Origin of the sequence: Actinomadura meridiana (assembly GCF_039537545.1) — a bacterium.
Taxonomy (GTDB): domain Bacteria; phylum Actinomycetota; class Actinomycetes; order Streptosporangiales; family Streptosporangiaceae; genus Spirillospora; species Spirillospora meridiana.
Genome location: NZ_BAABAS010000029.1, coordinates 313,355 through 337,596, shown reverse-complemented (window position 1 = coordinate 337,596; position 24,242 = coordinate 313,355). Strand labels below are relative to the sequence as shown.

Below are 24,242 nucleotides of genomic sequence, written 5' to 3'. Positions count from 1 at the left end.
TCTGAGTCTGGGGGGAGTCTTTGTGCGCTAGAGGTTCTTGAGGGTTTCGGTGAGGTGGCGGAAGTCTTCGCGGGTCACGAGGATGTGACCACCGTCCGGATTCTTGCTATCACGGAGCGCGACAGTGTTCGGAATGTTCGCGACCTCAACGCAAGCGCCGCCGTCATGAGCGCTGTGTCGAGATTTCCGCCATGTGGCTGTGCTCAGGTCCATCTCTCGTCATGACCTTTCTGGTCAAGGCTCGCGTGTCCTTACACGTTGAGTGCCTCCGCTTGCAAGTGTAACGAGGGCATGGCCCTAGGGGGCGGGGCAGTGGTTTGGCCGTGGCGGGCTGAGAACGCAAAGCCCCCGGTACTCGCTGGCTCTGAGTCCGGGGGGAGTCTTTGCGCGCTAGAGGTGCTTGAGGGTTTCGGCGAGGTGGCGGAAGTCCTCGCGGGTCACGAGGATGTGACCACCGTCCGGGTTCTTGCTGTCGCGGAGTGCGACAGTTCCCGGAACGCTGGCGACTTCGACGCAGTTGCCTCCGTCGTCGTCGCTGCGTGTGGCCTTGCGCCAGGTGGCGGTGCTCAGGTCCATCTCTCGTCTATGACCTTTCTGATCAACGCTCGCGACTCCTTCGCGCTGAGCGCTTCCGCTTGGAGTGTAACGAAGGCTTCGGTGGTCTTCTTGAGGTCTTCCGGCTTCGTGGACGTCTCGCCTCCATATGCCTTGTCCGTGACCACGACCATCGACATGTCCGGGAGGGTGGCGATGGTGAAGGACGTTCGCACCCCACGATAGTAGGCCAGGGGAGCGATCTGGATATTGATGCCCTCGCGTTCCGAGAGTTCGATGAGGTATTCGAGCTGCTCTTTCATGGTCTTCGGACAGTCTATCTCGCGATACAGGACGCTTTCGTTCATTACCACGGAGATGAGAGGTGGGGGGTTCCTTTTCAGGATCTCTTGCCTCCGTATCCTGCTCTGGAAGTCCTCCTCGTTCGGGAGTAGGAACCGGGCGTACGCCTCCGTTTGAAAGAGGCCGTAGACGAGCCTGATTTCGTATCCGCGCAGCATGTCGGCCTGGAATTCCGCTTTGGGGAAGTGTGCGAAATATGTCGGATACTTGATAGTTCTGAGTATCTCGACCAGTTCATCCCATGCCTTGACGAGTTCCCCGTTCGCGTTGAGGGCCTTGTCTACCCGGATGGTGAAGTCTCGACGGCACTTGGTTCGCGCTCGCTCTACATGGCTGATGTATGACCGCGCCACGTTGACCTGCTCGGCTAGCTCCGTCTGGTTCAGCCCCGCCGCTTCCCGCCGACGACGGAACTCGCGAGCGAATCCGACCAGCTCAGGGTCCACGTCCATCTTCTTTTCGCTGGTTGAAGCCATGTGGATCTTCCTCCGGGTGTGAATGGTCTGTGAACGACTGCTAGTCGAATGGGGGTAGTGCCTCGCTTCGCTTCTTTCAGTATGTATCTCTGTGTCTTCATGTGTGAAGACAACAGCCGAACTCAAAGGTCGTACGATGCCCGCACTCGATCAGGCCCCAGAGGTGCCGACGCTCTTCCTTGATCCCAATGAACACGCACCTAGGCGCGCACGGGACTTCATCGCTAAGTGCTTCTGTGATCTGGGAATCGCCGACGACTACGTGGGGCGCGTCGTAGTGAGTGAACTCGTCGCTAACGTGTGCGTACACGTCAAAATCGGGCAGATCATTGTCCGGGTGGTCGAAGACGAGCGGGACCGTTCCGTGGCCATCGAGGTATGGGATCAGGGCGAGAAGATGCCGGTCATCGTGGAAGCCGATGAGTGCGCCGAATCCGGGCGCGGGCTCTTCATGATGTCGCTGCTCGTCCGTGAATGGGGCGTACGACCGATCACCGAAGGAGGAAAAATCATATGGGCGCGGCTCGACCGGTGACCGTCCGAATGGAGCGGCGCGTGCTGCGGCTGCGCACGTGCCTCGGTCGGTCGACGGCCGTGAGGTATCTGGACACGCTCAGCGCCGCTCTCCAGCCGCTGGGCTACCGGTCCATCCGGCTCTACCGGCCCGAAGAGTTCCCGATGCCCGTAGCACTGCCCGTGCTTTGGGAGCCCTTCCTGTGGGTGTACGTCCCAGGTCCGCGTGGTCATGTGGGGACCGTCCTGAACGCCCGTGCGGTGCCGAACCAGATGTGGGCGTACCACGAGGCCCGGCGCGGCAGGCAGGGATATCTGTCCCCGTGTGGCGACGCGAAGACCGCGGCCGAAGAGGTCGACAGGCTTCTCAAGCACCGGATGTACCCGGACGTCGACTGGTAACAGACCAGCGAGGGGCGTGGGACCTGGGGGGACGCGCCCCTCATTCCGAAGAGACGTCATTGAGATCTGTCCCCGTGGAGATCTCAGTGCCGTTTCTGGGGCCCCTGTTCCTTTCAAGGTGAGGGGGAGGAACAGGGGCCCTGTCTCATAGACCTGGAGGAACGGATGCAGAGTTCAGCGGAGAAGCCCCTGCGGTGGGGATGGCTCGCCGTCATCTACTTGAAGTCGGGCGGACAGTGGGTCAGCGCCACGGAGGCATCACGGTTGTCCGGAGTACCCACGGCCAACCTTCGGCGGTGGGCACGGCGGGGAGTCATCAGCGTCATCCATCGACCGGGGCAGCGGCGTCGGTACTACGTCCCTGAGCTTGAGTTACTCGAAAAGTTCGAGAAGCACAGGGGAGATCTGCCGGGGCTGATCGTGCTGGGCAATCACATTGAGGTCGTGCTCGCTTCCGCCTACGACTCCGCCTAGCTTCTCATGGACGAACCCCCTTCGGACTCTGGTCGGCTGATGCTGCTTTAACCCCCGTGCCGCTGTTATGGGTCCGGCTCGGGTGCGTGACCTGGGCGGAGAGGAAACGATGGGGATTCGACTCGGAGTGGGGATGGCGACGGCGGTGGTCTCGGCGTCGGTGACCGTCGCGGTCACCGTGTGCGGCGGCGTCGGCGGGGCCGCGGCGGCCGACGGGACCGGGACGGCGGCCAAGGCGTCGGCGTCGGCGTCGGCGAAGCCGGACTCCCACGGTGCGTCCCTTTCCCCGGACGACGCGCGGGCCAAGTTCGTGAAATGCCTGCGGGACAACGGAGTGGACGTCCCGGACCGGGACGAGGCGATGCCGAGGTGGTTCGACAAAGGCGTCAACACGGAGAATCTGAAGGGCGCGATGGAGAAATGCAGGTCCCAGCTGATGACGGGATCGAAGCTGCCCGATCTGAATGACCCGAAGGCCCGTGCGCGGCTCGACGGGTTCGCGCGGTGCATGCGCGAGCACGGGGTCAAGCTGCCCGACCTGTACCCGAACGGGCGGTTCAAGGCTCCGGGCCCGATCCTCGACCCGCACGCCGCCCGGACGGCGGTCGAGCAGTGCCGGACCCATCTGGTGAGCCTGCCGGGCTCCGGGAACTGAGGCAGGGCCCCGGGCACCGGCACCGTCGAGCGCGATCTGACCCCTGGAAACGCCCAGGTGGACGGGTGCATGATTGGTACGGCCGTACGGCGGCCGTACGGTCGTGTCGGTCCGCGACGTTCGCCGGGGAGGTGTTGTCCGTGCCGGTGCCGCGTCCGCTCCGCGAACGCTGCCGTGAGTTCCTCGGCATCGACGGGGAGATCCGCTATGTCTTCCTGGCGTCGAGCCTCGGCGGCGGGGCGAGCTTCGTCTTCGTCGTCACCGACGACCGGATCGCGGTGGTCTCCACCGGTCCGCTGAACCGCGCCACCCCCAAGAGCGTCTGGGGCAGCTACCCGCGCGGCACCCGCATCGGCCCGGTGGAGATCAGCGCGGGCGCGTCCTTCGAGTTCGCGGGCGCGCGCTTCGAGCTGGACGACGAGTACGTCTCGGTCGTCAACGCCGCCGACGCCGAGGTCTTCTCCCGCGACAGCTTCCCCCACGACCCCCTGCCGGACCTCTGACCGAGGCCCGGCCCGGCCCACATGTCGTTCAGAGGTCTTCCTTGGTCTCCAGGCGGAGGAAGGCGCGGGCGAGGGGCTGCGCGGTCAACTCGACCTGCCAGCGGCGGGCGCCGAGCCCGCGCAGGGCGGCGCCGATCGCCGAGGCGGACGCCTCGTCCGGCGGCGACCAGGCGAGGCGGCGGACGAAGTCGGGCTGCACGAGGTTCTCCGACGGCATGGAGTGCTCCTCGGCGAGCCCGGCGACGACGGCGCGCGCGGCGGTGAGGCGCTTGGCGGCCTCGGGGTCGCGGTCGGCCCAGCGGTGCGCGGGCGGCGGCCCGTCCCCGGGGACGGTCGGCTCGGGCAGCCCGCGGTCGGTCAGCTCGCGGGCGCGGGCGACGGCGCGCAGCCACGCCGACGAGTGACGGCGGGCGCCACGGCCCCGCATCGTCGGCAGCGCCTGAAGGTCGGCGGGGGTGCGCGGGGCCCGCTGCGCCAGCTCGATGATGGCGGCGTCCTGCAACACCCGTCCGGGCGACAGGTCGCGTTCGCGGGCGATCGTGTCGCGCGTCTCCCAGAGTTCCCGGACGGTCGCGAGCGCCCGCCGGTTCCGGACGCGGTGGATCCCGGACGTGCGGCGCCACGGATCGGCCCGCGGCGGCTTCGGCGGCGTCGTCAGGATCGTGGCGAACTCCTCCAGCGCCCACTCCAGCTTGCCCGCGGCCTCCAGCTCGTCGTGCAGGGCGTCGCGCAGCTCGACCAGCAGTTCGACGTCGAGCGCGGCGTAGCGCAGCCAGTCCTCCGGGAGGGGGCGCGTGGACCAGTCGGCGGCCGAATGCCCCTTCTCCAGCACGAACCCCAGCACGTTCTCGACCATGGACCCGAGGCCCACGCGCGGGTAGCCGAGCAGCCGCCCCGCCAGCTCGGTGTCGAACAGCGTGCGCGGCACGAGCCCCACCTCGGCCAGGCAGGGCAGGTCCTGGTTGGCGGCGTGCAGCACCATCTCGGTGTCGGCGAGCACGGCGTCCAGCCCGGACAGGTCGGGCAGCTCGATGGGGTCGATCAGGGCGGTGCCCGCGCCCGCGCGGCGCAGCTGGATCAGGTACGCGCGCTGCCCGTACCGGTAGCCGGAGGCCCGCTCGGCGTCGACCGCCACGGGGCCGGTGCCCGCCGCGAACGCCGCGATGACACGTTCCAGTTCGGCGGCGCCGGTGAGCACGGGCGGGACGCCCTCGCGCGGCTCCAGCAGCGGCACGGCCGGGGGACCGGTGTCGGCCTCGTCGTCGGGGCCACTGCCCGATCCACCGCCCGGACTGCCGCCCGGTTCGGCCTTCGGCCGCCGGAGGGTCTGCTCTGGAACGGTCCCTGGCCGCTTCGCGGCTGTGCTCTCCGCACCGGTGTCCCGCTCGGGGCCGGTGGCGCGCGTTTCCGACACTCCCACTGAACCTTTTTCATCTCCGGATCGACGAGCCGTGCGAGGGTTCCGGGACGCGGACCGACGAAAAAGGCTGTCTGCTCCCGCGTTGTCCCCCGCCGCCCCGGTCTCGGACGCTGTGCTCACGTCCCCTACCGTACGTCGCTCAACCGCCGGTGCCACCAGGGCGGTCCGGCAGCGCGGCGACTCCGGCCGGCGGCAGCCCCGCCGTGGTGCACATCACCTCGCACCAGGCCGCCACGTGCGGAGCGAGATCATCGCCGGTCGGGGACCAGGACGCCCGCAGCTCCAACTCGGTGGTGGACGGCTCGTCGCGCTTGTCGCCGAAGCTCTCCGACACCGCGCGGGTGATCGTCCCGGACACGCCCGCGTACCCGGCGGGCTCCAGCGCCTCGAGCAGCCAGTCCCACGCGACGGAGCCGATCAGCTCGTCGGCGGCGATGTCGGGCTCGAGGTCGGCGCGGATGTAGGCGACGATGCGGAAACCGTTCGTCCAGCCACTGTCGCCGTCGGGATCGTAGAGCACGATGAGGCGCCCCATGGCGACCTCGGTGTCGTCGTCGCGGTAGACGCTGCCGGACATGGCCGCCGCGTGGGGCGCGAGGCTCTGCGGGGCCGGCATGTCCTCCAGATCGAGCTCCGGCCGGACGCCGGGGCCGTCGAGGATCTCGCGGAGGGTGGCCAGGGCCCGCTCGAAGGCAGGTGGGTTCATGGAAGGACCGCCCTGGTCGCGGGTGCGTGGACGGGTGCGAGGGGAGGTGTCGGGTCGATGGTTCCTGGACGGCGCGCCGCCGCGGGCGGGCGCGGTGGCGCCGGGAGGGCGCGGAGGGGATGCAGGCACAGCACAGGTTTCGTCTCGGGGGCCGGGCCGGTCAGGCCACGGCTCGCACGGTCGCCGGGGCGTCGAAGGCGGTATCGGCCTCGGAGGCGGTATCGGCGTCGGGGGTGATGTCGGCGTGGGCGGTGGCGTGGGCGGTGGTGTCGGCGCGGGCGGGCGCGGTCAGCGCGGAGCCGACCAGGACGGCCGAGCCGCAGTCCACGCAGGCCCGTTCGGGGCACTCCGCACCGTGGCCGTCCGGACACGGCGGGCTCTCGAACACCCGTTCATCACCGCAGGTGGAGCAGTACACGGGGGACCTCCCTCGGCTATGACACGAATCACGCTCGCACGCGGCGGTGACAGAATGCGGGACTTCGCTCGGCGTGTCCGGAAGTTCGTGCCGCTCCGCGCGTCCTTCCCGTGCTTTCTCACCATCGGATCCGTGGGACCATCGCAAGGTGACTGAGAGCCCCTTTCTGCTGGCCTGCCGCCGTCGCCCGGTGCCGCACACCCCGGTCTGGTTCATGCGACAGGCCGGACGCTCGCTCCCGGAGTACCTGCGGGTCCGCGAGGGCGTCCCGATGCTGGAGTCCTGCGCCCGCCCCGACCTGATCGTCGAGATCACCATGCAGCCGGTGCGCCGGTACGCGGTGGACGCCGCGGTCTTCTACAGCGACATCATGGTGCCGCTGCGGGCCATCGGCGTGGACCTCGACATCAAGCCGGGCGTCGGGCCGGTCATCGCCGACCCGATCCGGGACGCGGCGGGCCTGTCCACGCTGCGCCCGCTCGAACCGGGCGACGTCCCCTACGTGACCGAGGCCGTCGGCGCCCTGGTCGGTGAGCTGGGCTCGACCCCGCTGATCGGCTTCGCGGGCGGGCCGTTCACGCTGGCCTCGTACCTGATCGAGGGCGGGCCGTCCAAGAACCACGAGCGCACCAAGGCCATGATGTACGGCGAGCCCGAGCTGTGGTCGGCGCTCATGGAGCGTCTCGCCGACCTCACGATCGCGTTCCTGAAGGTGCAGGTCGCGGCCGGGGCGAGCGCCGTGCAGGTGTTCGACTCGTGGGTCGGCGCCGTCGCCGCGCAGGACTACCGCGCCTCGGTGCTGCCGCACACCCGCCGCGTCTTCGCCGAGATCGAGTCGCTCGGCGTCCCGCGCATCCACTTCGGCGTCGGGACGGGCGAACTGCTCGGCCTGATGGGCGAGGCGGGGGCCGACGTCGTCGGCGTCGACTGGCGGGTGCCGCTGGACGACGCCGTCCGCCGCGTCGACCCCGGCAAGGCGTTGCAGGGCAACCTCGACCCGGCGATCCTGTTCGCGCCGTGGGAGGTCGTGGAGCGCCGCGCCCGCGACGTGCTCGCCCGGGGCCGCACCGCCGAGGGCCACATCTTCAACCTGGGGCACGGCGTCCTGCCGTCCACCGACCCGGACGTGCTGGCCCGCCTCGTGGACCTCGTCCACGAGGCGAGCGCGGAGGGCACGGCCTAGCTCAGCGGGCTCAGTTCAGACGGCCCGGCTCAGCCGGTCGGCGGCGGGTTCTGCGGGCGCTTCACGCGCCCGGTCCAGCGGCCCGTCGTCGCCTCGAACGCGACGCGCAGGCGGCGCCGGAACACCAGCACCGGGACGCCTAGCACCGCGATCGTGACGAGGAAGGGCAGCAGCCAGCCCAGCAGGACGGCGAGGCCGCCGAGGAACGCGGTGAAGGCGTGCCAGCCGTCGCCGAGCGCGCCGACGAACCCGCCGCGCTCGTCGTCCTTCTTGACGGGCGGCGGCGCCTTGCTGACGAGCGTGACCGTCACGGTCGCGAACGCGGTGCTGTTCCGGAGCGTCTTCTCGCGGGCCTGGAGCGCCTCCAGGTCGGCCTCCCGCTCGGCGATCTCGTTCTCGATGCTGATGATCTCGCTCACCGAGGTCGCCTTGTCGAGCAGCTTGCGGAACGAGGCGAGCGTCGCCTGGGCGGACCGGACGCGGGCCGCCACGTCGGCGACCTCGCCGGTGACGTCGTCGGCCTCCTGGGTCAGCGACAGCTTCGTGCCGAGCTGGGTGCCGAGCGCGTTCAGGACGTCCGGGTAGCGCGTGGCGGGGATCTTCAGCGCGATCTCGGAGCGGTCCCCGGAGCGGCCGGTCGACGACCCGCAGCAGCCGTGGTCGCTGGACGTCGACTCCTTCTCGACGTATCCGCCCGCCGCCGTGACGAGCTGCTTGGCCTTGGCGGCGGCGGCCTCCACATCGTCGGCCCTGACCCGGAGGGTCGCGGTGTGGACGACCTCGCGCGCGGCGGCCAGCGGCGCGTTCGGCGTGTTCCGCTTCCGCTCGCCGGTGTCCTGACCCTTCTCGCCCGCCCGCGCGCTGCTCGGGGCGGCGGGCGCGGCGGCGTTCTGCCGGTTCACGCTCGACGTGCCACCGGAGTCGCTGTCACCGCTGCCGCTGCATGCGGTCAGCGTCCCGGCCAGCGAGAGCACTGCCAGGACGTATGCCGCATTTCTGACGATCCGCATGGGGCTTGGACGTCGGTGACCTGCGTCACCGTTCCCCCCGAACCCGTAGCGATACGGGAACGAAGAGGGCACACCGGAGTCACGGCGCGCGAGTGGACCGTGAGGGGACCCGGTGCGCGGACCGGCGGGACGTCTGGGAGGCTGGGGGACATGTCCACGTCCCACGCCGTCGTCGTCGGGGGCGGCATCGCCGGGCTGTCCGCCGCGCGCGTGCTCGCCCGGAGCGGCGTGCGCGTCACCGTGCTGGAGGGCTCCCCGCGGATCGGCGGCAAGCTGCGGGTCAGCGAGATCGCCGGGATCCCGGTCGACGAGGGCGCCGAGGCGATGCTGGCCCGCCGTCCCGAGGGGCTCGACCTGGTGGACGAACTGGGCCGGGGCGACGACCTCGTGCATCCCGGCACCACGTCCTCGGCGATCTACAGTCGCGGCGCGCTGCGGCGGTTCCCGGCGGGGCAGGTGATGGGCGTTCCGGCCGATCTGCGGGCGCTCGCCGCGTCGCGGGTGCTGTCCCCGGCGGGGCTGGCGCGCGTCCCGCTCGACCTCGTCCTGCCGGAGACGCCGCACGGGGACGACGTGTCCGTCGCGTCCTTCATCGGCGCGAGGCTGGGCCGCGAGGTCGTCGACCGGCTCGTCGAGCCGCTGCTCGGCGGCGTGTACGCGGGCCGCGCCGACCTGCTGTCGTTCGAGGCGACGCTGCCCGGCGTCGCCGCCGCCGCCCGCACCAACCGGTCGCTGATCGGCGCCGTGCGGGGCGTCCGGGACGCTGCTCCGACGAACCAGGGGCCCGTGTTCGCCACCCTGCCCGGCGGTCTCGGCGCTCTCCCGCAGCTCGTCGCGGACGACGTCGTCGCCGCCGGGGGAACGGTGCGGACCGGCGCGACCGTCCGCGAACTGCGCCGCAGGGACGGCGGCTGGCGCCTCACCATCGGCCCCACCCGCGACCCCGAGTACCTGGACGCCGACGCCGTGGTGATCGCGGTCCCGGCGGCGCCCGCGTCCCGCCTGCTCGCCGCCGAGGTGCCCGCCGCCGCCCGGCAGCTCGCGGGCATCGAGTACGCGAGCATGGCGATCGTCACGCTCGCCTACCGGACGAGCGCGTTCCCGCGCCTCCCCAAGGGCAGCGGCTACCTCGTCCCGGCCGTCGAAAGTGATCCGCGCCGGGGCGGCAAAGGCGTCAAGGCCGTCACCTTCAGCTCGATAAAATGGCCTCACCTGCGTGACGGCGACCCCGACGTCATCGCGGTGCGCTGCTCCATCGGCCGGTTCGGTGAGGAGCGCACGTTGCAGCGGTCCGACGCCGAGTTGGCCGCCATCGCGCGGGCGGAGCTGGCCGCGACGTGCGGCGTCACCGAGGCGCCCGCCGAGAGCCGCGTCTCCCGGTGGGGCGGCGGGCTCCCGCAGTACAACGTGGGCCACGCCGACCGCGTGGCCGCCATCCGGGCCGCGGTCGCCGCGGAGCCGGGCCTCGCCGTCGCGGGCGCCGCCTACGACGGCCTGGGCGTCCCCGCGTGCATCGCCTCCGCGCGCGCCGCGGCCACCCGGATCCTGGACGACCTGTGCAGCCGAGAAGGAGCAGAGCAATGACGGAGCAGGCGGGCAAGCCCGATCGGCCGAAGGCGCGCGAACTCAACGACGTCATCCGCTACACGATGTGGTCGGTCTTCCGGATCAAGGGCACGCCGGGTTCGGCCCGTCCGAACTACGCGGCCGAGGTCCAGGAGGTCCTCGACCAGGCCGCCCAGAAGGACGTCACCACGCGCGGCGCCTACGACGTCGCGGGCCTGCGCGCCGACGCCGACTACATGTTCTGGTGGCACGCGCCCACCTCCGACGACCTCCAGGAGGTCTACACCCGGTTCCGCCGGACGGCTCTCGGCCGCGCGAGCGAGCCGGTGTGGTCGCAGATGGCGCTGCACCGCCCGGCGGAGTTCAACAAGAGCCACATCCCGGCGTTCCTCGCCGACGAGGAGCCGCGCGCCTACGTGTGCGTGTACCCGTTCGTCCGGTCGTACGAGTGGTACCTGCTGGATGACGGGGAGCGCCGCCAGATGCTCGCCGAGCACGGCAAGATGGCCCGCGAGTACCCCGACGTCCGCGCGAACACGGTGTCGGCGTTCGCGCTCGGCGACTACGAGTGGATGCTGGCGTTCGAGGCCGACGAGCTGCACCGCATCGTCGACCTGATGCGCCACCTGCGCGGCGCCAAGGCCAGGCTGCACACCCGCGAGGAGGTCCCGTTCTACACGGGCCGCCGCAAGCCCGTCTCCGAGCTCGTGGCGGGCCTCGCGTAGGACGGTCGCCCAGGTGCCCAGGTGCCCAGGTGCCCAGGTGCCCAGGCGTCCGGGCGCTATTCGGCGGGTTCGAGGGTGAGCGAGACCGAGTTGATGCAGTACCGGTCGTCGGTGGGGGTGTCGTACCCCTCGCCGTGGAACACGTGGCCGAGGTGCGAGTCGCAGACCGCGCACCGCACCTCGGTGCGGACCGTGCCGAGCGAACGGTCCTCGATCAGGGTGACCATGTCGGAGTCGGACGGCGCGTAGAACGACGGCCAGCCGCAGTGGCTCTCGAACTTGGTCTCCGAACGGAACAGCTCCGTCCCGCAGGCGCGGCACCGGTACACGCCGACCGTCTTGGTGTCGGTGTACTCGCCCGTGAAGGGCTTCTCGGTGCCCGCCTCCCGCAGCACGTGGAACTCCTCGGGGCTGAGCCGCGCCCGCCACTCTTCCTCGCTCTTGCGGATCTTGTCCATGCCTTCGACGGTACCCGGCGGACGGGTGGAGGTGTGGTGTCCGACCTGTGGGTTAACGTGCATGCATGGCCTCGCCCTTCATCGAGATCCCGGTCGGGGATCGGCTCGTCAAGGTGTCGAACCCCGACAAGATCTACTTTCCTGAGCCCGGCTACACCAAGCGGCGGCTCGTCGAGTACTACATCGCCGTGGGGGAGGGCATCCTGCGCGCCACGCGCGACCGTCCGACGACGCTGGAGCGCTGGCCCGCGGGCGTCTTCGAGGGCGCCCGCATGGCCACCCGGGAGGACTACGCGCGCGGCCAGGCGGGCATGGGCGCGGGCAAGTCCGACGCGTTCTACCAGAAGCGGGTGCCGAAGGGCGCGCCCGACTGGGTGCGGACGTCCCGCATCGCGTTCCCCAGCGGCCGTTCCGCCGACGAGGTCCGCCCGACGGAGGTCGCCGTGATCGCCTGGGCGGCGAACCTGGGCACGCTGACGTTCCATCCCTGGCCCGTCCGGGACGGCGACGTCGACCATCCCGACGAGCTGCGCATCGACCTCGACCCGCAGCCCGGCACCGACTTCTCCGACGCCGTCCGCGTCGCGCTCGGGCCCGCCCGCGAGCTGCTCGACGAGCTGGGGCTGACCGGGTTCGTCAAGACGTCCGGCAAGGGCGGCGTGCACATCTACGTGCGGATCGAGCCCCGCTGGTCGTTCACCGCGGTCCGCCGCGCCGCCCTCGCGTTCGGCCGCGAGGTGGAGCGCCGCGCCCCCGCCGAGGTCACCACCAAATGGTGGAAAGAGGAAAGGGGGGAACAGGTATTTGTGGACTACAACCAGAATGCCCGTGACAGAACGATCGCGTCCGCCTACAGCGTCCGCCCCGTTCCGGACGCCGCCGTCTCGGCCCCGGTGACCTGGGACGAACTGCCCGACATCGGCCCGCACGACTTCACGATCGCCACCATGCCCGCCCGTTTCGCCGAACTGGGCGACCTGCACGCCGCCATCGACGACACGGCGTTCTCCCTGGAGGGCCTGCTCGATCTCGCCGACCGCGACGAACGCGACCACGGCCTGGGCGACATGCCGTACCCCCCGAACTACCCGAAGATGCCGGGAGAGCCGAAGCGGGTCCAGCCGAGCAAGGACACCGACAACCGCTGACCGTAGGCGCCGGGCCGAAAACCGGGTTTGTTTTGTGCGCTAATTACCCTGGCCGGTTCCGGACGTTCCAGTTGTCATGCCGTGAGCTGTGCGTGTCGCGGTACGTGATCAAAAAGGCCATTGTGCGCGCCTATCAGTGAACGCTTGCGGTCACTTACCGTGCTTGCGTTCACGTCTTTCCGTCGCAGTCTCCCAGAAGGAGCATGATGGACCAGCCGCACAACGGCTCATCGCGCCGCACGTTTCTCGGCATGGCCGCCGGCGCCACCCTGCTACAGGTCATGGCCGGGATCGCTCCGGCGCACGCGGCGACCGAACCCTCCGGGTTGTTCGCGCCGCCGAGCAAGAAGGGGCGTGGCAAGACCGTCGCGATCCTCGGCGCCGGGGTCAGCGGGCTGACCGCCGCCCACAAGTTCATCGAGGCCGGGTATCGGGTCACCGTCCTTGAGGCGCAGGGCCGCGTCGGCGGCCGCAGTTTCACCGCCCGGCGCGGCGCCAGCATCACCGAGGTGTGGGCGGACGGGTCCGCCCGCACCCAGACCTGCCGGTTCGACCGCGGCCTGTACGCCAACCTCGGCCCGGCCCGCATCGGAAACGACCAGTACCGGGTCATCGGGACGTGCCGCAGGCTCGGCGTTCCACTCGAACCGTTCCTCATGGGGACCGCCGAGAACTTCTACCGGACCGACGACGCGTGGCAGGGCGCGCCCGTGACGCACACGAGGCTCTCCAACGATGTTCGCGGCTATGTCGCGGAACTCGCCGCGGCGGCCGTCGAGAAGGGCCTCGCGGACAGCGGCGGGCTCAGCGAGCCCCAGCGCGCCAGCCTGCTGGCCCTGCTGGACTATTTCGGCGACCTCGACACGACCGACCACGGATACAAGGGGTCGTTGCGCTCCGGGCTCGGCGCGCCGCTCGACATCGACAAGACCGCGACGAAACTCGACCCGCTCGCTTTGACCGACATCTTGGAAAGCGAATACTGGACGAACCGCTTCTACGAGGACCTTGACTACGGTTACAAGCCCTCCATGTTCCAGCCGGTCGGCGGAATGGACGGCATCGTCCACCGGCTCGCCGCCGCCCTGCCCGCCCGGACCATCACGCTCAACGCGCCCGTCCACGCCATCCGATCCTCCGACGACGGAGTGCGGGTCGCCTGGAAGGACGCCGACGGCGAGCACGACAGGACGTTCGACTACTGCCTGAGCAGCATCCCCGTCCCGGTGCTCAGGCAGGGCGTCGAACTCGCCGGGTTCTCCGCCGCCTTCGCCCGCGCCGTCGCGGGCGTCCAGTTCGTGCCCTCGTGCAAGCTCGGATGGCAGGCGAACCGGCGGTTCTGGGAATCGGAGAAGTACAGGATCCAGGGCGGCATCAGCCGTGTCGACACCGAGGTCGTGCAGTTCTGGTACCCGTCCCACGACATTTTCTCGCGCACGGACAAGGGCGTCCTGATGGGCGCCTACAGTTCCTACAGCAGTGGGCAGAAGTTCGGCGACTACTCCCACGCCGAACGGTTGCGAGTGTCCCGTGAGGCCGGGACGAAGCTGCACGGCGAGTTCGCCGACCGGTCCATCGTCCCCGAACGGCAGGGCATGTCCGTCGCCTGGCACAAGGTGCCCTACCAGCTCGGTGCCTGGGCCGACTGGGACCGCACCATCGCCGAGCACCGGGAGATGTACGAGACCCTGATGAACGTCCAGGGGCACGGGAACGTCATGGTGATCGGCGACCAGATCTGCCCCCTGCCCGGCTGGCAGGAGGGCGCGATGATGTCCGCCGAATGGGCCTTCAACGCCCTGCACGGTGATCGACGGCGCCACGTGACCGTGCGGCGGGTGCCCGACTCGCGGCGGGTGACGACCGGCGGCTGACCGGACCCGGCACGGCGAGGCCGCCGCCCCACGCGGGAGCGGCGGCCTCGTCGGCGTGTCAGCGGAACTGGCGTTCCTGGACGGGCAGCGTGACGTTGGACGGCCCGCGCCACGGCGTCACCGCCTGCGGCACGAGCGCGCCGCCGCCGTGGTGGTGGCGTCCACCCGCGACCAGCGGGACGCTGATGGAGCTGCCGTGCAGGTCCACCGTCACCTTGGCCCCGGTCGCGGTCTCGATGTTGTAGTCGGAGTCCGTCCCCGCCAGGATCAGCCCGAGGCGGTGCCCCTTCTTCAACACGTACTCCTGGCTGAGCGTCTCCCAACGGACGTCGTAGTAGCGGCCGGGCACCAGCGGCGTCGGGTCGCTGAGCGACTGGTGGTTCTGGGCGTCGAGCCACCCGCGGGCGACCACGTTCACCGCCGACCTCACCGTGGTGACCTGCGTCTTCTTGTAGCAGCCGTCGTCGGCGGCGGTGGCCTCACCGTGGCAGTCCTCGGTGGTGAGGGTGCGGATGCCCGCGCCGTCGCCGAGGTAGTCGACGCGGGTGTCGTCGCCGTAGTCGACGAGCAGTGCCGTCAGGTTGGCCGTCGGCTTGTCCAGCTTGATCCGCAGGCTCGCGCTGGGCGTCCCGGACAGGCGGGACGTGTCGGGCAACGGTCCCGACACGAACGCGGACCGGAACGCCTTCGCCGTCCCCGGGTCGCTGACCATCTGGCCTTCCGGGGTGCCCGTGCGTCCCGATCCGGGCGCGTCGGTGAACGACGCGGTCGCCCCCTCCGGCGCCTGCGCCGGGCCGAGCGACCCGTCGGCGGCGGGCCGCAACGTGACGGCGCTGGCGGCGGGGGACGGCCAGTCCTCCTGCGTGATCCACTGGTCGGGCCCGATCTCGATGTCGGCCCGCGGCTCGTCCATCACCCGGTTGCGGACGTTGAGCAGCTCGTGGTCGAACCACTTGTGCAGGGTGTCCACCCAGTCGTCCCGCCGGATGTCGAACGGGTCGACGTGGCCGCGCTGCGACAGCCACACCTTCCGCTCGACGCCGCGCTTCGCCAGCGCCTTCCACCAGAGCGCGAAGTTGTCGTCCTTCACGTTCAGGTCGTTGACGCCGTGGTAGGCGAAGATACTGGCGCGGACCTTGTCGACATTGCCGATGGTGCCGTCGCGGTAGTCGGTCGTCTTCCAGTAGTCGTTGTAGTTGCCGGTCTCGTCCTCCTCGTCCTCGCCGAGCTGGGCGCGGACGGCGGCGCACTTCGCGGGCGGGTCCGTGTCGACGTAGTCGGAGAGCCAGGGTTGCTCGTTGGCCTGGTACACCACGCCGTTCATGCGGCTGTAGTTGTACCAGCCGCTGATCCCGGCGATCGGCACGATCGTCTCCAGGCCCTGCACGCCGGTCGAGGCGACGCCGTTGGCGAGCGTCCCGTCATAGGACTTGCCGATCATGCCGGTGCGGCCGGTCGTCCAGGTCGCCTCCACCGGCTTGCCGTCCGGCCGGAACGCCTTGGCGCGCCCGTTCAGCCAGTCGATGACCGCCTTGCCGCCGAGGACGTCGCTCGGGCCGCCGCTCACCGGGCACCCGTCGGACTTGGTCGTCCCCACCATGTCGACCGCGAGGAACGCGTACCCGCGCGGGACGAAGTAGTTGTCGTAGTAGAGCGGGAACTTCGACGGATTCCCGTTCGCGTCGTAGGTCTTGCGCTCGCTCTCGTTGCCCCGCCCGGCGTTGTCGTAGTACGGGCTCTCGTCCATGATCACCGGCACCTTGAGACCCTGCTCGGTCTCCTTGGGCCGGATGATGTCCACGTTGACGCGGTCGGGTTTGCCGTCCGCGTCGCTGTCGACGGGCGACTCGACGTACACGTGCTCGCGGATCGCGTCCTTGTAGGAGAAGACCGGCTGGGTGACGCCGTGCCTCACCACGATCTTGGGGGACGCCTGGGCGAGCGCCGTGGCCCCGCCCGCCGCGGTGAGCGCCGCGCCGGTCAGCACGGCCACCGTCATCGTCCGCCGGGTCCGTCTCAGGGATCGCCTGGCCAACCCGCACCTCCCACGAAGAAGAATGATCTCTACGGGGGCACAGGGTCCTCGCCGCGGACCATGGCGTAAAGAGCACCGCTCGCCGAGAAATCAGGCACGCTCTGCCCTTGCCTTTTCCCACCAGACGCGCTTGACACGGCCGCCCATCAGACGAGCGCCGACAGGATCTCTGGGAGGTCGTTGTCGTGGACGACGGTCAGGCGGCGCGTGGCGCGGGTCAGGGAGACGTAGAGGTCGTGGCCGCCCTTGACACCCTGGGCGAGGATGCCCGCCGGGTCGACGACGATGACGGAGTCGAACTCCAGGCCCTTGGCCTCCTCGGTGGTCAGGATGACGGCGGGGGAGTCGAGGGCCTCCGGGGTCGCCCCGGCGGCGGCGTCCTGGACGGCGTCCAGGACGAGCGGGTGGGCCGTCGCGGACGCGATGACGGCGAGGCGTCCCTCGGTGAACGTGCCGCCGAGGTCGCCGGGGGAGTCGGCGGCGATGCGCGACAGCTCCGCCTGCACGAGGTACGCGAGGTCGGTGACCGGCATCGCGACCGCCGTGGGCGGCGGGCCGTCGTCGCGGACGGGCTCGGGCGGGACCTGGTCCGGGGCGACGGCGGCCAGGACGTCCGCCGCGACCCGCATGATGGCGGCCGGGGTGCGGTAGTTGACCAGGAGGCGTTGCTCGCGCCAGCGACCCGGGACGTAACGGTCGAGCATCTGGCCCCAGGACGCGGCCCCGGCGGCGCTCCCGGTCTGGGCGATGTCGCCGACGACCGTCAGGGACCGGGTCGGGACGCGTTTCATCACCGTCCGCCACGCCATCGCCGACAGCTCCTGCGCCTCGTCGACGATCACGTGGCCGTAGGCCCATTCGCGGTCGGCGAGGGCCCGCTGCGCGGTGGTGAGCGGCGGGCCGTCGTACTGGTGGCGGTCGGCCAGGTCGCTCGCGGTGACCATGTCGAGCTCGGCGACGCCGGTCGATTCGATGACCTCGCGGGCGTACAGCTCCTCCTGCTCGCGTTCGGCGTCGGCGGCGCGCTTGCGGGCCCGTTCGGCGGAGTCGTCGGCGCCGAGGAGGTCGGCGGCCTCGTCCAGGAGGGGGACGTCCGAGACGGTCCATGGGGCGTAGGACGGACGGCGCAGAAGCGCCCATTCGGCAGGGTCCAGCCCAGCGTGCGTGCCCAGACGGGCGAGTTCGTCCGGGTCGGTGTAGAGGTCGGTGAGGAGGCCCTCGGGTGTCAGTTCCGGCCAGAGCGCGTCGAGGGCGGCGCGGACGTCCGGGTCGTGCCAGAGGGTCTCCTTGGCCATGCGGAGTTCTGTCTCGTCCAGGAGGGGTTCGTCGGCGGCCTCGTCGATGAGCTCCTGGAGCCAGGCGGGCAGGCCGCCGTTCTTGGCCATCTCCTCCAGCGGCTCGTCCACGATGCGGTCGTACTGCTCGGCGCGGTCGACGGCGAGCGCCTCCAGGAGGTCGTGGACGAACCGGCGCCGCTGCACGTTGTGGGGCAGGCGCAGCGCGCGGGCGCGGTCGCGGGCCCGTTCGCACGTCTCGGCGTCGACGGTGAGGGTGAGGCCGTCGGTGGTGACGCGCAGGCCGTCCGCCGGGACGCGCTGCCGGTCGCGGACGGCCTCCGCCACCAGGTCGGCCATGCGCAGGTCGCCCTTGACGACGGCGACGTCGGGCCGGTCCGAGGCGGTGGCCTTCAGGCCCGGGTGCAACTCGCCGACCGTGGCCAGCACGACGTCGGTCTCGCCCAGGCCGGGAAGCACCTGCTCGATGTAGCGCAGGAACGTGGTGTTCGGGCCGACGACGAGGACGCCGCGCCGTTCCAGTACGTCCCGGTGCGTGTAGAGCAGGTACGCGGCCCGGTGCAGCGCGGCGACGGTCTTGCCGGTGCCGGGGCCGCCCTGCACGACGAGCACGCCGTGCAGGCCGGAGCGGATCACCTGGTCCTGCTCCTCCTGGATGGTGGCGACGACGTCGCTCATCCGGCCCGTCCGGGCGCGGCGGAGTGTGGCGAGCAGAGCGGCCTCCCCGACGATGCCGCGCCGCTCGGACTCGGCCAGGCCCTCCAGGTCGAACACCTCGTCGTCCAGCCGGACGACCTCCCGGTCGCGCAGGTGCAGGTGGCGGCGGCGGGCGAGGGTGCCGGGCGCGCCGGGGGTCGCGGTGTAGAACGGGCGGGCCGCGGTGGCGCGCCAGTCGATCAGGAGGGGCTCGCGGTCCTCGTCGCGCAGGCCGACGCGGCCGATGTAGAACGTGTCGCCGGGGCCGTCGACGCCCGCGCGGTGGTCGATCCGGCCGAAGCACAGGCCGTGCTCGACGCCGCCGAGCCGGGCGAGCCGGCGGGCGGCCTCGTCGGTGGCGACGCCGCTCTCGACCCTGGCCTGGAACGCGCCGCCGCCGCCCGCCGCCGGGCCCGCGCGCAGCGCCGCCTCGGCCCGGTCCCGTTCGGCGTCGAGCCGCGCGTACGCGCGGGACACGTACTCCTGCTCGGTCCGGATCGCGGCCTCCCGCGATTTTTCCTCGCGTTCGGGGTTGACAGCGTCCGCTTGACGGAGTCCCATGACCTGTGCTACACTCCTGTTTATAGATTGGGTTTGGTGTGCGCAGTTCGTAAGTCGCCACCTTATCACCCTCCCATCTCCCATCGCACCCGATCTTTTCGGAACGTCCCAAAAGATCATCTCTGTTGTGGTGGGCGTCATCCGGGCGGTACCCCAGGGACACCGACCTTCGTCAGGATTTCGGGCGATTGATGCTGGATCCTCCCGAAAGGTCGCTAGCCCCATGGCCGACATCCCACGTCCGCTGAACCGGCGAACCTTCCTCGTCACCAGCGGGCTCGCCACCGCCGTCGCCGCCGTCGGCGCGAACTCCGTCGTCCCCGCCGTCGCGCACGCCGACCCGAGCCCCCGCACCCTGAGCGGCGACCCGTTCACCCTGGGCGTCGCCTCCGGTGACCCCGAGCCCGACGGTTTCGTCCTCTGGACGCGGCTGGCCCTCAACCCCCTCGCCGAGGACGGGCTCGGCGGCATGCCGAACCGGACGGTGCCCGTCAGCTGGGAGGTCTCCTCCGACGAGCGCTTCCGCAAGATCAAGCGCCGTGGCACCGTCGCCGCCCGCCCCGGCTCCGCGCACTCCGTCCACATCGAGCTGAACGGCCTGCGCCCCGGCCACGACTACTGGTACCGCTTCCGCGCCGAGAACCACGTGTCCCCGGTCGGACGGACCCGCACCGCCCCCGACGTCGGCACCTACGGGCCCGCCCTCGCCATGGCGTTCGTGTCGTGTTCGCAATACGAGCACGGCTACTTCACCGCGTATCGGCGTCTCGCCGAAGAGCACCCCGACCTGATCCTGCACCTCGGCGACTACCAGTACGAGTACAAGAAGGGCGTCTACAACATCCCCGGCGGCAACGTCCGCGACCACGAGGGCCCCGAGACCGTCACGCTCGGGAACTACCGGCTGCGGCACGCCCAGTACAAGGCGGACCACGACCTCCAGGCCGCGCACGCCGTCGCGCCGTGGCTCGTCGTCTTCGACGACCACGAGGTCGAGAACAACTGGGCCGACGACGTCCCCGAGGCGGGCTCCGACACCCCGACGCCCGAGGCGTTCCGCGCCCGCCGCGCCGCCGCGTTCCAGGCGTACTACGAGAACATGCCGCTGCGCCGCCGGTCCATCCCGCGCGGCCCCGACATCCAGGTCTACCGGCGCGTCGCCTGGGGCAAGCTCGCCAACTTCCACATGCTCGACACCCGCCAGTTCCGCGACGACCAGGCCTGCGGCGACGGCTACAAGGACTGCCCCGAGGCGAGCGACCCGAAGCGCTCCATCACCGGCGACCGGCAGGAACGGTGGCTGCTGGACGGCTTCCGCCGCTCCCGCGCCCGCTGGGACGTCCTCGGCCAGCAGGTGTTCTTCGCCCAGCGCGACAACACCGCCGGGCCCGTCAAGAAGACCTCGATGGACTCCTGGGACGGCTACGTCGCGTCCCGCGACCGGATCACCAAGGGCTGGGTGGACGCCCGCGTCCGCAACCCCGTCGTGCTCACCGGCGACGTCCACGCCCACTGGGCGAGCGACCTCAAGGCGAACTACGACGACCCCGACTCGAAGACGATCGGCTCCGAGCTGGTGTGCTCGTCCATCACCAGCACCGGCGACGGCAAGGACTCCAACCCCGCCGACCAGCCCTTCCTCAAGATCAACCCGCATCTGCGCTTCTACAACGACCAGCGCGGCTACGTCCTGACAAGGATCACCAAGGACGAGATGAAGGCCGACTTCAAGACCCTCCCGACCGTCCGGACGCATGACGCGGAGGCGTCCGTGAAGGCGACGTTCGTCGTCGCGGACCGCGAGCCCGGCGTCAAGCAGACCTACCTGCGCCCCTACGACGCGCCGAAGCTCGCCGCGCGGGCCGACGACGACCTGATCAGCGAGACCCTCCGGAAGGAATCCCAGCCCTGATGAAGGCGGCGCCGGGCGGCACGAGCCGATCGTGCCGCCCGGCGCGGCACCGGCTCAGCGGTCGACGCGCGACGCGCGGCGCGCGGCGCGGGGTCAGCGGTCGACGCGCGGCGAGGTCGCCGGGCCGGAGAGGATGTCGGTCAGGTCGTAGGCCACCGGCACCTCCAACTGCTCGTACGTGCACGACTTCGGGGTGCGGTCCGGCCGCCAGTTGCGGAACCGGGCCGTGTGCCGGAACCGGTCGCCCTCCATCGCCTCGTACGCCACCTCCACCACCAGGTCGGGACGCAGCGGCACCCAGCTGAGGTCCTTCTTGCCCGTCCAGCGGGACACCGCGCCCGGCATCCGGTCGACGGTCGCCTCCGTCTGGCTCGCCCACTCCGCCCACGGATGCTCCGACAGGTCGTCCAGACGGTACGGCTGGAGCTCCTCCACCAGCTCGGCGCGGCGTTTCATCGTGAACGACGCCGCGACGCCCACATGCTGGAGATTCCCTTCGTCGTTGTAGAGGCCGAGCAGCAACGACCCCACGATCGGGCCGGACTTGTGCCAGCGGAACCCCGCCACCACGCAGTCGGCGGTGCGCTCGTGCTTGATCTTGAACAGCACCCGCTTGTCCGGCTGGTACTCGGTGTCGCGCGGCTTGGCGATGACGCCGTCCAGCCCCGCGCCCTCGAACTCGTCGAACCAGCGCAGCGCCAGCTCGTACGACTCGGACGCGGGCGTCACATGGATCGGCGCCCCGACCCCGGACAGCGTGTCGACCAGGCGCCGCCGCCGCTCGCCGAGCGGCACCTCCATCAGCGACTCGTCGCCGAGCGCCAGCAGGTCGAACGCCACGAACGACGCCGGGGTCCGCTCCGACAGCAGCTTGATCCGCGACGCGGCCGGATGGATGCGCTGCTGGAGGCCGTCGAAGTCGAGCCGGGTGCCCTTCGGCATGACGATCTCGCCGTCGATCACGCACCGCTCGGGCAGCTCGCGCCGCACCGCATCGACCAGCTCGGGAAAGTACCGGGTGAGCGGCTTCTCGCCCCGGCTGGACAGCTCCACCTCGTCGCCGTCGCGGAACACGACGCAGCGGAACCCGTCCCACTTCGGCTCGTACAGCAGATCGCCCTGGGGCATGGTCTTGACCGCCTTGGCCAGCATCGGCGACAGCGGCGGACTGATCGGCAGGTCCATCAGGTTTGCGCGGGTTCCCCGCCTGCTTCAGCAGGCGGGGAACCCGCGCTCCCTCCCTCCTGGTTTTGTCGGTGTGGGCCGGTACCGTCGGCTGGGCAGGGCCGGTTCTGGCACGGGGGGGTGGGTGTGCGCAGGTCGTTCAAGTTCCTGCTGCGGCCCACCGCGCGGCAGGCCGGGTCTTTGGCGGCGTGTCTGGAGGACCACCGGCAGTTGTACAACGCAGCCCTTGAGCATCGCCGTACCGCCTACCGCATGGCCGGGGTCTCGGTCCGGTACGGAGACCAGTCGGCCGAGTTGACCTACATCCGTGCCGCTGACGCCGGTGGACAGGGCCGCTGGTCGTTCTGCTCGCAGCAGGCCACGTTGCGGCGGTTGGACAAGGCGTTCGCGGCGTTCTTCCGCCGCGTCAAAACCGGGCAGCGGGCGGGGTTCCCCCGGTTCAAGGGGCGGGGCTGGTTCGACACGGTGACCTGGCCCCGGGACGGTGACGGGTGCCGGTGGGACTCCCAGCCCCAACATTCCTCGGCCGTGTTCGTCCGGCTCCAGGGGGTCGGGCACGTCCGGGTCCACCGGCACCGCCCCGTCCATGGTGTGGTGAAGACGATTAGCGCGAAGCGGGAAGGGCGCCGCTGGTTCGTGGTGCTGTCGTGCGATGAGGTGCCCGCCGACCCGCTTCCCGCCACGGGCGCGGCAGCCGGGATCGACCTGGGTGTGGCGTCCCTGGCCACCACCAGCGACGGGGAGCACCTGGCCAACCCCCGCCACCTGGCGGCGTCCGCCGAACGCCTCGCCCGCGCCCAGCGCGACCTGGCCCGCAAGAAGCGCGGGTCGCAGCGGCGCCGCAAGGCGGTGGCAAAGGTGGCGGCGCTGCACGCCAGGGTGCGGCGTCAGCGTCTGGACGGCGCGCACAAGGCGGCATTGGGGCTGGTTCGCGCGTATGACGTGATCGTGCACGAGGACCTGCGGATCGCGAACATGACCCGTTCGGCGTCCGGCACGGTCGAGGAGCCGGGGCGGAACGTGGCGCAGAAGCGGGGGTTGAATCGTTCGATTCTGGATGCGGGTTGGGGGGTGTTCCTGACGATCCTCGCGCACAAGGCTGAAAGCGCCGGTCGAGAGCTGATCGTGGTGAACCCCGCCGGAACGTCCCGCACCTGCTCGCATTGCGGGCACTGCGCGAAGGCGAACCGCGTCACCCAGGCCGCGTTCGCGTGCACGGCGTGCGGGCACACCGCACACGCCGACGTGAACGCGGCCGTCAACATCCTCAGGGCAGGGCTTGCCCTTCGCCAGGCTGCGGAAGCGGCTTAGCGAGAAGCCGCTCCCTTCGGGGAGCGGAGGAGTCACCCCCCTATAGTGCGCGGTGCCACCGACAATCGGATAGGGCGGGGTCCCCGTAGGTCAGACGCTTATTGTTTGCGTGCGTAGCGCAGGAAGAGGTAATCGTCCTCCCGCAGGGCGTGCGCGAGGGTCAGGTCCGGGGGGACGGGCACCGGCGGGCCGTCCAGGATCCGCGTGGGGGCCCCGCCGATCAGCAGCGGGCTCAGCGTGAGGCACAGCTCGTCCAGCAGCCCCGCCGCCACCACCTGTCCGAGGACGGTCGGGCCGCCCTCGCACAGCAGGCGCCGATGGCCGCGCGCCACGAGCTGTTCGACGGCGGCGGTGAAGTCGAGGGAGTCGGTCCCGGCGACGATGACGTCGGCGCGTTCCCGCGCGGCCGCCAGCCGCGCCGGGTCGGCGGACGCGGGCGTCAGCACGATCGTCCTGGCCTCGGCCTCGGTGAAGAGCGGCGCGTCGAAGTCGAAGTCGAGGGAGCGCGACACGACGGCCAGCGGCGGGACGGGCGGCCGCCCCGCCCGCACGTCGCCCCACTCCTCGGCGGGCTCGACGGGCCCGTAGCCCTCGACGCGGACCGTGCTCGCGCCGACGATCACCACGTCCGCGAGACCGCGCGTCAACTGGAACAGGTGCCGGTCGGCGGCGTTGCCGAGGCCGCCGCTGCGCCCGTCGCGCTGCGCCGCGCCGTCCAGTCCCGCGACCATCTGGGCCCGCAGCCAGACCCGGTCGGACGGACAGGCGTACCGCTCGGCGAGATCGACGTCGCCGGGCTCAGGAGTGAGGGCTCGCATA

General features: G+C 70.7%; 24 protein-coding genes. 12 read left to right on the top strand and 12 right to left on the bottom strand.

Annotation, left to right across the window (positions count from 1 at the left end; translation table 11 throughout):
- Positions 1-27: 27 nt before the first annotated feature.
- The 3 genes from ABD808_RS36580 to ABD808_RS36570 form a co-directional block, all read right to left on the bottom strand.
- Positions 28-213: a DUF397 domain-containing protein gene (locus ABD808_RS36580; RefSeq protein ID WP_344907454.1), complete on the bottom strand. Its 186-nt coding sequence runs from the start codon at positions 211-213 to the stop codon at positions 28-30.
- 177 nt (positions 214-390) lie between these two features.
- A complete protein-coding gene (locus ABD808_RS36575; RefSeq protein ID WP_344907452.1) occupies positions 391-576 on the bottom strand; it encodes a DUF397 domain-containing protein in 186 nt (61 codons plus the stop codon).
- A complete protein-coding gene (locus ABD808_RS36570) occupies positions 567-1,373 on the bottom strand; it encodes a helix-turn-helix domain-containing protein (protein ID WP_344907450.1) in 807 nt (268 codons plus the stop codon). The genes ABD808_RS36575 and ABD808_RS36570 overlap by 10 nt, the downstream gene beginning before the upstream one ends.
- A gap of 136 nt (positions 1,374-1,509) precedes the next feature.
- Here ABD808_RS36570 and ABD808_RS36565 point away from each other — a divergent pair, with 136 nt between their 5' ends.
- The 5 genes from ABD808_RS36565 to ABD808_RS36550 all read left to right on the top strand — a co-directional run bounded on the left by ABD808_RS36565 (position 1,510) and on the right by ABD808_RS36550 (position 3,920).
- Complete coding sequence (locus ABD808_RS36565) at positions 1,510-1,908, top strand: ATP-binding protein (protein ID WP_344907448.1); 399 nt, start codon at positions 1,510-1,512, stop codon at positions 1,906-1,908.
- Positions 1,887-2,288 carry a hypothetical protein gene (locus ABD808_RS36560; protein ID WP_344907445.1) on the top strand — a complete coding sequence of 134 codons (402 nt, stop codon included), beginning with the start codon at positions 1,887-1,889 and terminating at the stop codon, positions 2,286-2,288. Before ABD808_RS36565 ends, ABD808_RS36560 begins: the two co-directional genes overlap by 22 nt.
- Positions 2,289-2,453: 165 nt before the next feature.
- Positions 2,454-2,762, top strand: a complete 309-nt coding sequence (locus tag ABD808_RS38735; RefSeq protein WP_425549020.1) for a MerR family DNA-binding transcriptional regulator — start codon at positions 2,454-2,456, stop codon at positions 2,760-2,762.
- Between the two features lie 133 nt (positions 2,763-2,895).
- Positions 2,896-3,417 carry a hypothetical protein gene (locus ABD808_RS36555; protein ID WP_344907442.1) on the top strand — a complete coding sequence of 174 codons (522 nt, stop codon included), beginning with the start codon at positions 2,896-2,898 and terminating at the stop codon, positions 3,415-3,417.
- 65 nt (positions 3,418-3,482) lie between these two features.
- Positions 3,483-3,920 (top strand): hypothetical protein, encoded by a 438-nt coding sequence (locus tag ABD808_RS36550; RefSeq protein WP_344907440.1) that lies wholly within the window; start codon positions 3,483-3,485, stop codon positions 3,918-3,920.
- 28 nt (positions 3,921-3,948) lie between these two features.
- Here the strand turns inward: ABD808_RS36550 and ABD808_RS36545 are convergent, their stop codons facing one another.
- The 3 genes from ABD808_RS36545 to ABD808_RS36535 all read right to left on the bottom strand — a co-directional run bounded on the left by ABD808_RS36545 (position 3,949) and on the right by ABD808_RS36535 (position 6,464).
- Positions 3,949-5,154, bottom strand: coding sequence for a ribonuclease D (locus ABD808_RS36545; RefSeq protein WP_344907673.1), 1,206 nt, complete (start codon positions 5,152-5,154; stop codon positions 3,949-3,951).
- Positions 5,155-5,479: 325 nt separating this feature from the next.
- Positions 5,480-6,046 carry a DUF3000 domain-containing protein gene (locus ABD808_RS36540; protein ID WP_344907437.1) on the bottom strand — a complete coding sequence of 189 codons (567 nt, stop codon included), beginning with the start codon at positions 6,044-6,046 and terminating at the stop codon, positions 5,480-5,482.
- Between the two features lie 160 nt (positions 6,047-6,206).
- Complete coding sequence (locus ABD808_RS36535; RefSeq protein ID WP_344907434.1) at positions 6,207-6,464, bottom strand: hypothetical protein; 258 nt, start codon at positions 6,462-6,464, stop codon at positions 6,207-6,209.
- Between the two features lie 148 nt (positions 6,465-6,612).
- Between ABD808_RS36535 and hemE the strand changes: the two genes are divergently transcribed.
- Positions 6,613-7,647 carry a uroporphyrinogen decarboxylase gene (gene hemE / locus ABD808_RS36530; protein WP_344907431.1) on the top strand — a complete coding sequence of 345 codons (1,035 nt, stop codon included), beginning with the start codon at positions 6,613-6,615 and terminating at the stop codon, positions 7,645-7,647.
- 29 nt (positions 7,648-7,676) lie between these two features.
- On the opposite strand, the gene ABD808_RS36525 is transcribed toward hemE, so the two are convergent.
- Positions 7,677-8,657, bottom strand: a complete 981-nt coding sequence (locus ABD808_RS36525) for a DUF4349 domain-containing protein (protein ID WP_344907428.1) — start codon at positions 8,655-8,657, stop codon at positions 7,677-7,679.
- 150 nt (positions 8,658-8,807) lie between these two features.
- Here ABD808_RS36525 and hemG point away from each other — a divergent pair, with 150 nt between their 5' ends.
- Entirely contained in the window at positions 8,808-10,241 is a 1,434-nt protein-coding gene (hemG, locus tag ABD808_RS36520; protein WP_344907425.1) for a protoporphyrinogen oxidase, read from the top strand.
- Complete coding sequence (gene hemQ / locus ABD808_RS36515) at positions 10,238-10,948, top strand: hydrogen peroxide-dependent heme synthase (protein ID WP_344907423.1); 711 nt, start codon at positions 10,238-10,240, stop codon at positions 10,946-10,948. Before hemG ends, hemQ begins: the two co-directional genes overlap by 4 nt.
- 56 nt (positions 10,949-11,004) lie before the next feature.
- Here the strand turns inward: hemQ and msrB are convergent, their stop codons facing one another.
- A complete protein-coding gene (gene msrB, locus ABD808_RS36510; protein WP_344907419.1) occupies positions 11,005-11,406 on the bottom strand; it encodes a peptide-methionine (R)-S-oxide reductase MsrB in 402 nt (133 codons plus the stop codon).
- A gap of 65 nt (positions 11,407-11,471) precedes the next feature.
- Between msrB and ABD808_RS36505 the strand changes: the two genes are divergently transcribed.
- Both ABD808_RS36505 and ABD808_RS36500 read left to right on the top strand, forming a co-directional pair.
- Positions 11,472-12,554, top strand: a complete 1,083-nt coding sequence (locus tag ABD808_RS36505; protein ID WP_344907416.1) for a DNA polymerase domain-containing protein — start codon at positions 11,472-11,474, stop codon at positions 12,552-12,554.
- A gap of 203 nt (positions 12,555-12,757) precedes the next feature.
- Positions 12,758-14,428, top strand: coding sequence for a flavin monoamine oxidase family protein (locus ABD808_RS36500; RefSeq protein ID WP_344907414.1), 1,671 nt, complete (start codon positions 12,758-12,760; stop codon positions 14,426-14,428).
- A gap of 58 nt (positions 14,429-14,486) precedes the next feature.
- Here the strand turns inward: ABD808_RS36500 and ABD808_RS36495 are convergent, their stop codons facing one another.
- Together ABD808_RS36495 and ABD808_RS36490 are read right to left on the bottom strand one after the other, a co-directional pair.
- Positions 14,487-16,427: a Xaa-Pro dipeptidyl-peptidase gene (locus ABD808_RS36495; protein ID WP_344907412.1), complete on the bottom strand. Its 1,941-nt coding sequence runs from the start codon at positions 16,425-16,427 to the stop codon at positions 14,487-14,489.
- Between the two features lie 182 nt (positions 16,428-16,609).
- Positions 16,610-19,015 (bottom strand): HelD family protein, encoded by a 2,406-nt coding sequence (locus ABD808_RS36490; protein WP_344907409.1) that lies wholly within the window; start codon positions 19,013-19,015, stop codon positions 16,610-16,612.
- Positions 19,016-19,238: 223 nt separating this feature from the next.
- Between ABD808_RS36490 and ABD808_RS36485 the strand changes: the two genes are divergently transcribed.
- On the top strand, positions 19,239-20,927 hold the full coding sequence (locus ABD808_RS36485; protein WP_344907406.1) for an alkaline phosphatase D family protein: 1,689 nt from the start codon (positions 19,239-19,241) through the stop codon (positions 20,925-20,927).
- A gap of 93 nt (positions 20,928-21,020) precedes the next feature.
- Here the strand turns inward: ABD808_RS36485 and ABD808_RS36480 are convergent, their stop codons facing one another.
- Complete coding sequence (locus tag ABD808_RS36480; RefSeq protein ID WP_344907404.1) at positions 21,021-22,112, bottom strand: ATP-dependent DNA ligase; 1,092 nt, start codon at positions 22,110-22,112, stop codon at positions 21,021-21,023.
- Between the two features lie 126 nt (positions 22,113-22,238).
- On the opposite strand from ABD808_RS36480, the gene ABD808_RS36475 reads away from it, so the two are divergent.
- Positions 22,239-23,423 carry an RNA-guided endonuclease InsQ/TnpB family protein gene (locus ABD808_RS36475; protein WP_344907401.1) on the top strand — a complete coding sequence of 395 codons (1,185 nt, stop codon included), beginning with the start codon at positions 22,239-22,241 and terminating at the stop codon, positions 23,421-23,423.
- A 98-nt stretch (positions 23,424-23,521) separates the two neighbouring features.
- Here the strand turns inward: ABD808_RS36475 and ABD808_RS36470 are convergent, their stop codons facing one another.
- The gene (locus ABD808_RS36470; protein WP_344907398.1) at positions 23,522-24,241 is read right to left on the bottom strand and encodes a pyrimidine reductase family protein; all 720 of its coding nucleotides are present in this window, start codon (positions 24,239-24,241) and stop codon (positions 23,522-23,524) included.
- Position 24,242: the final 1 nt, after the last annotated feature.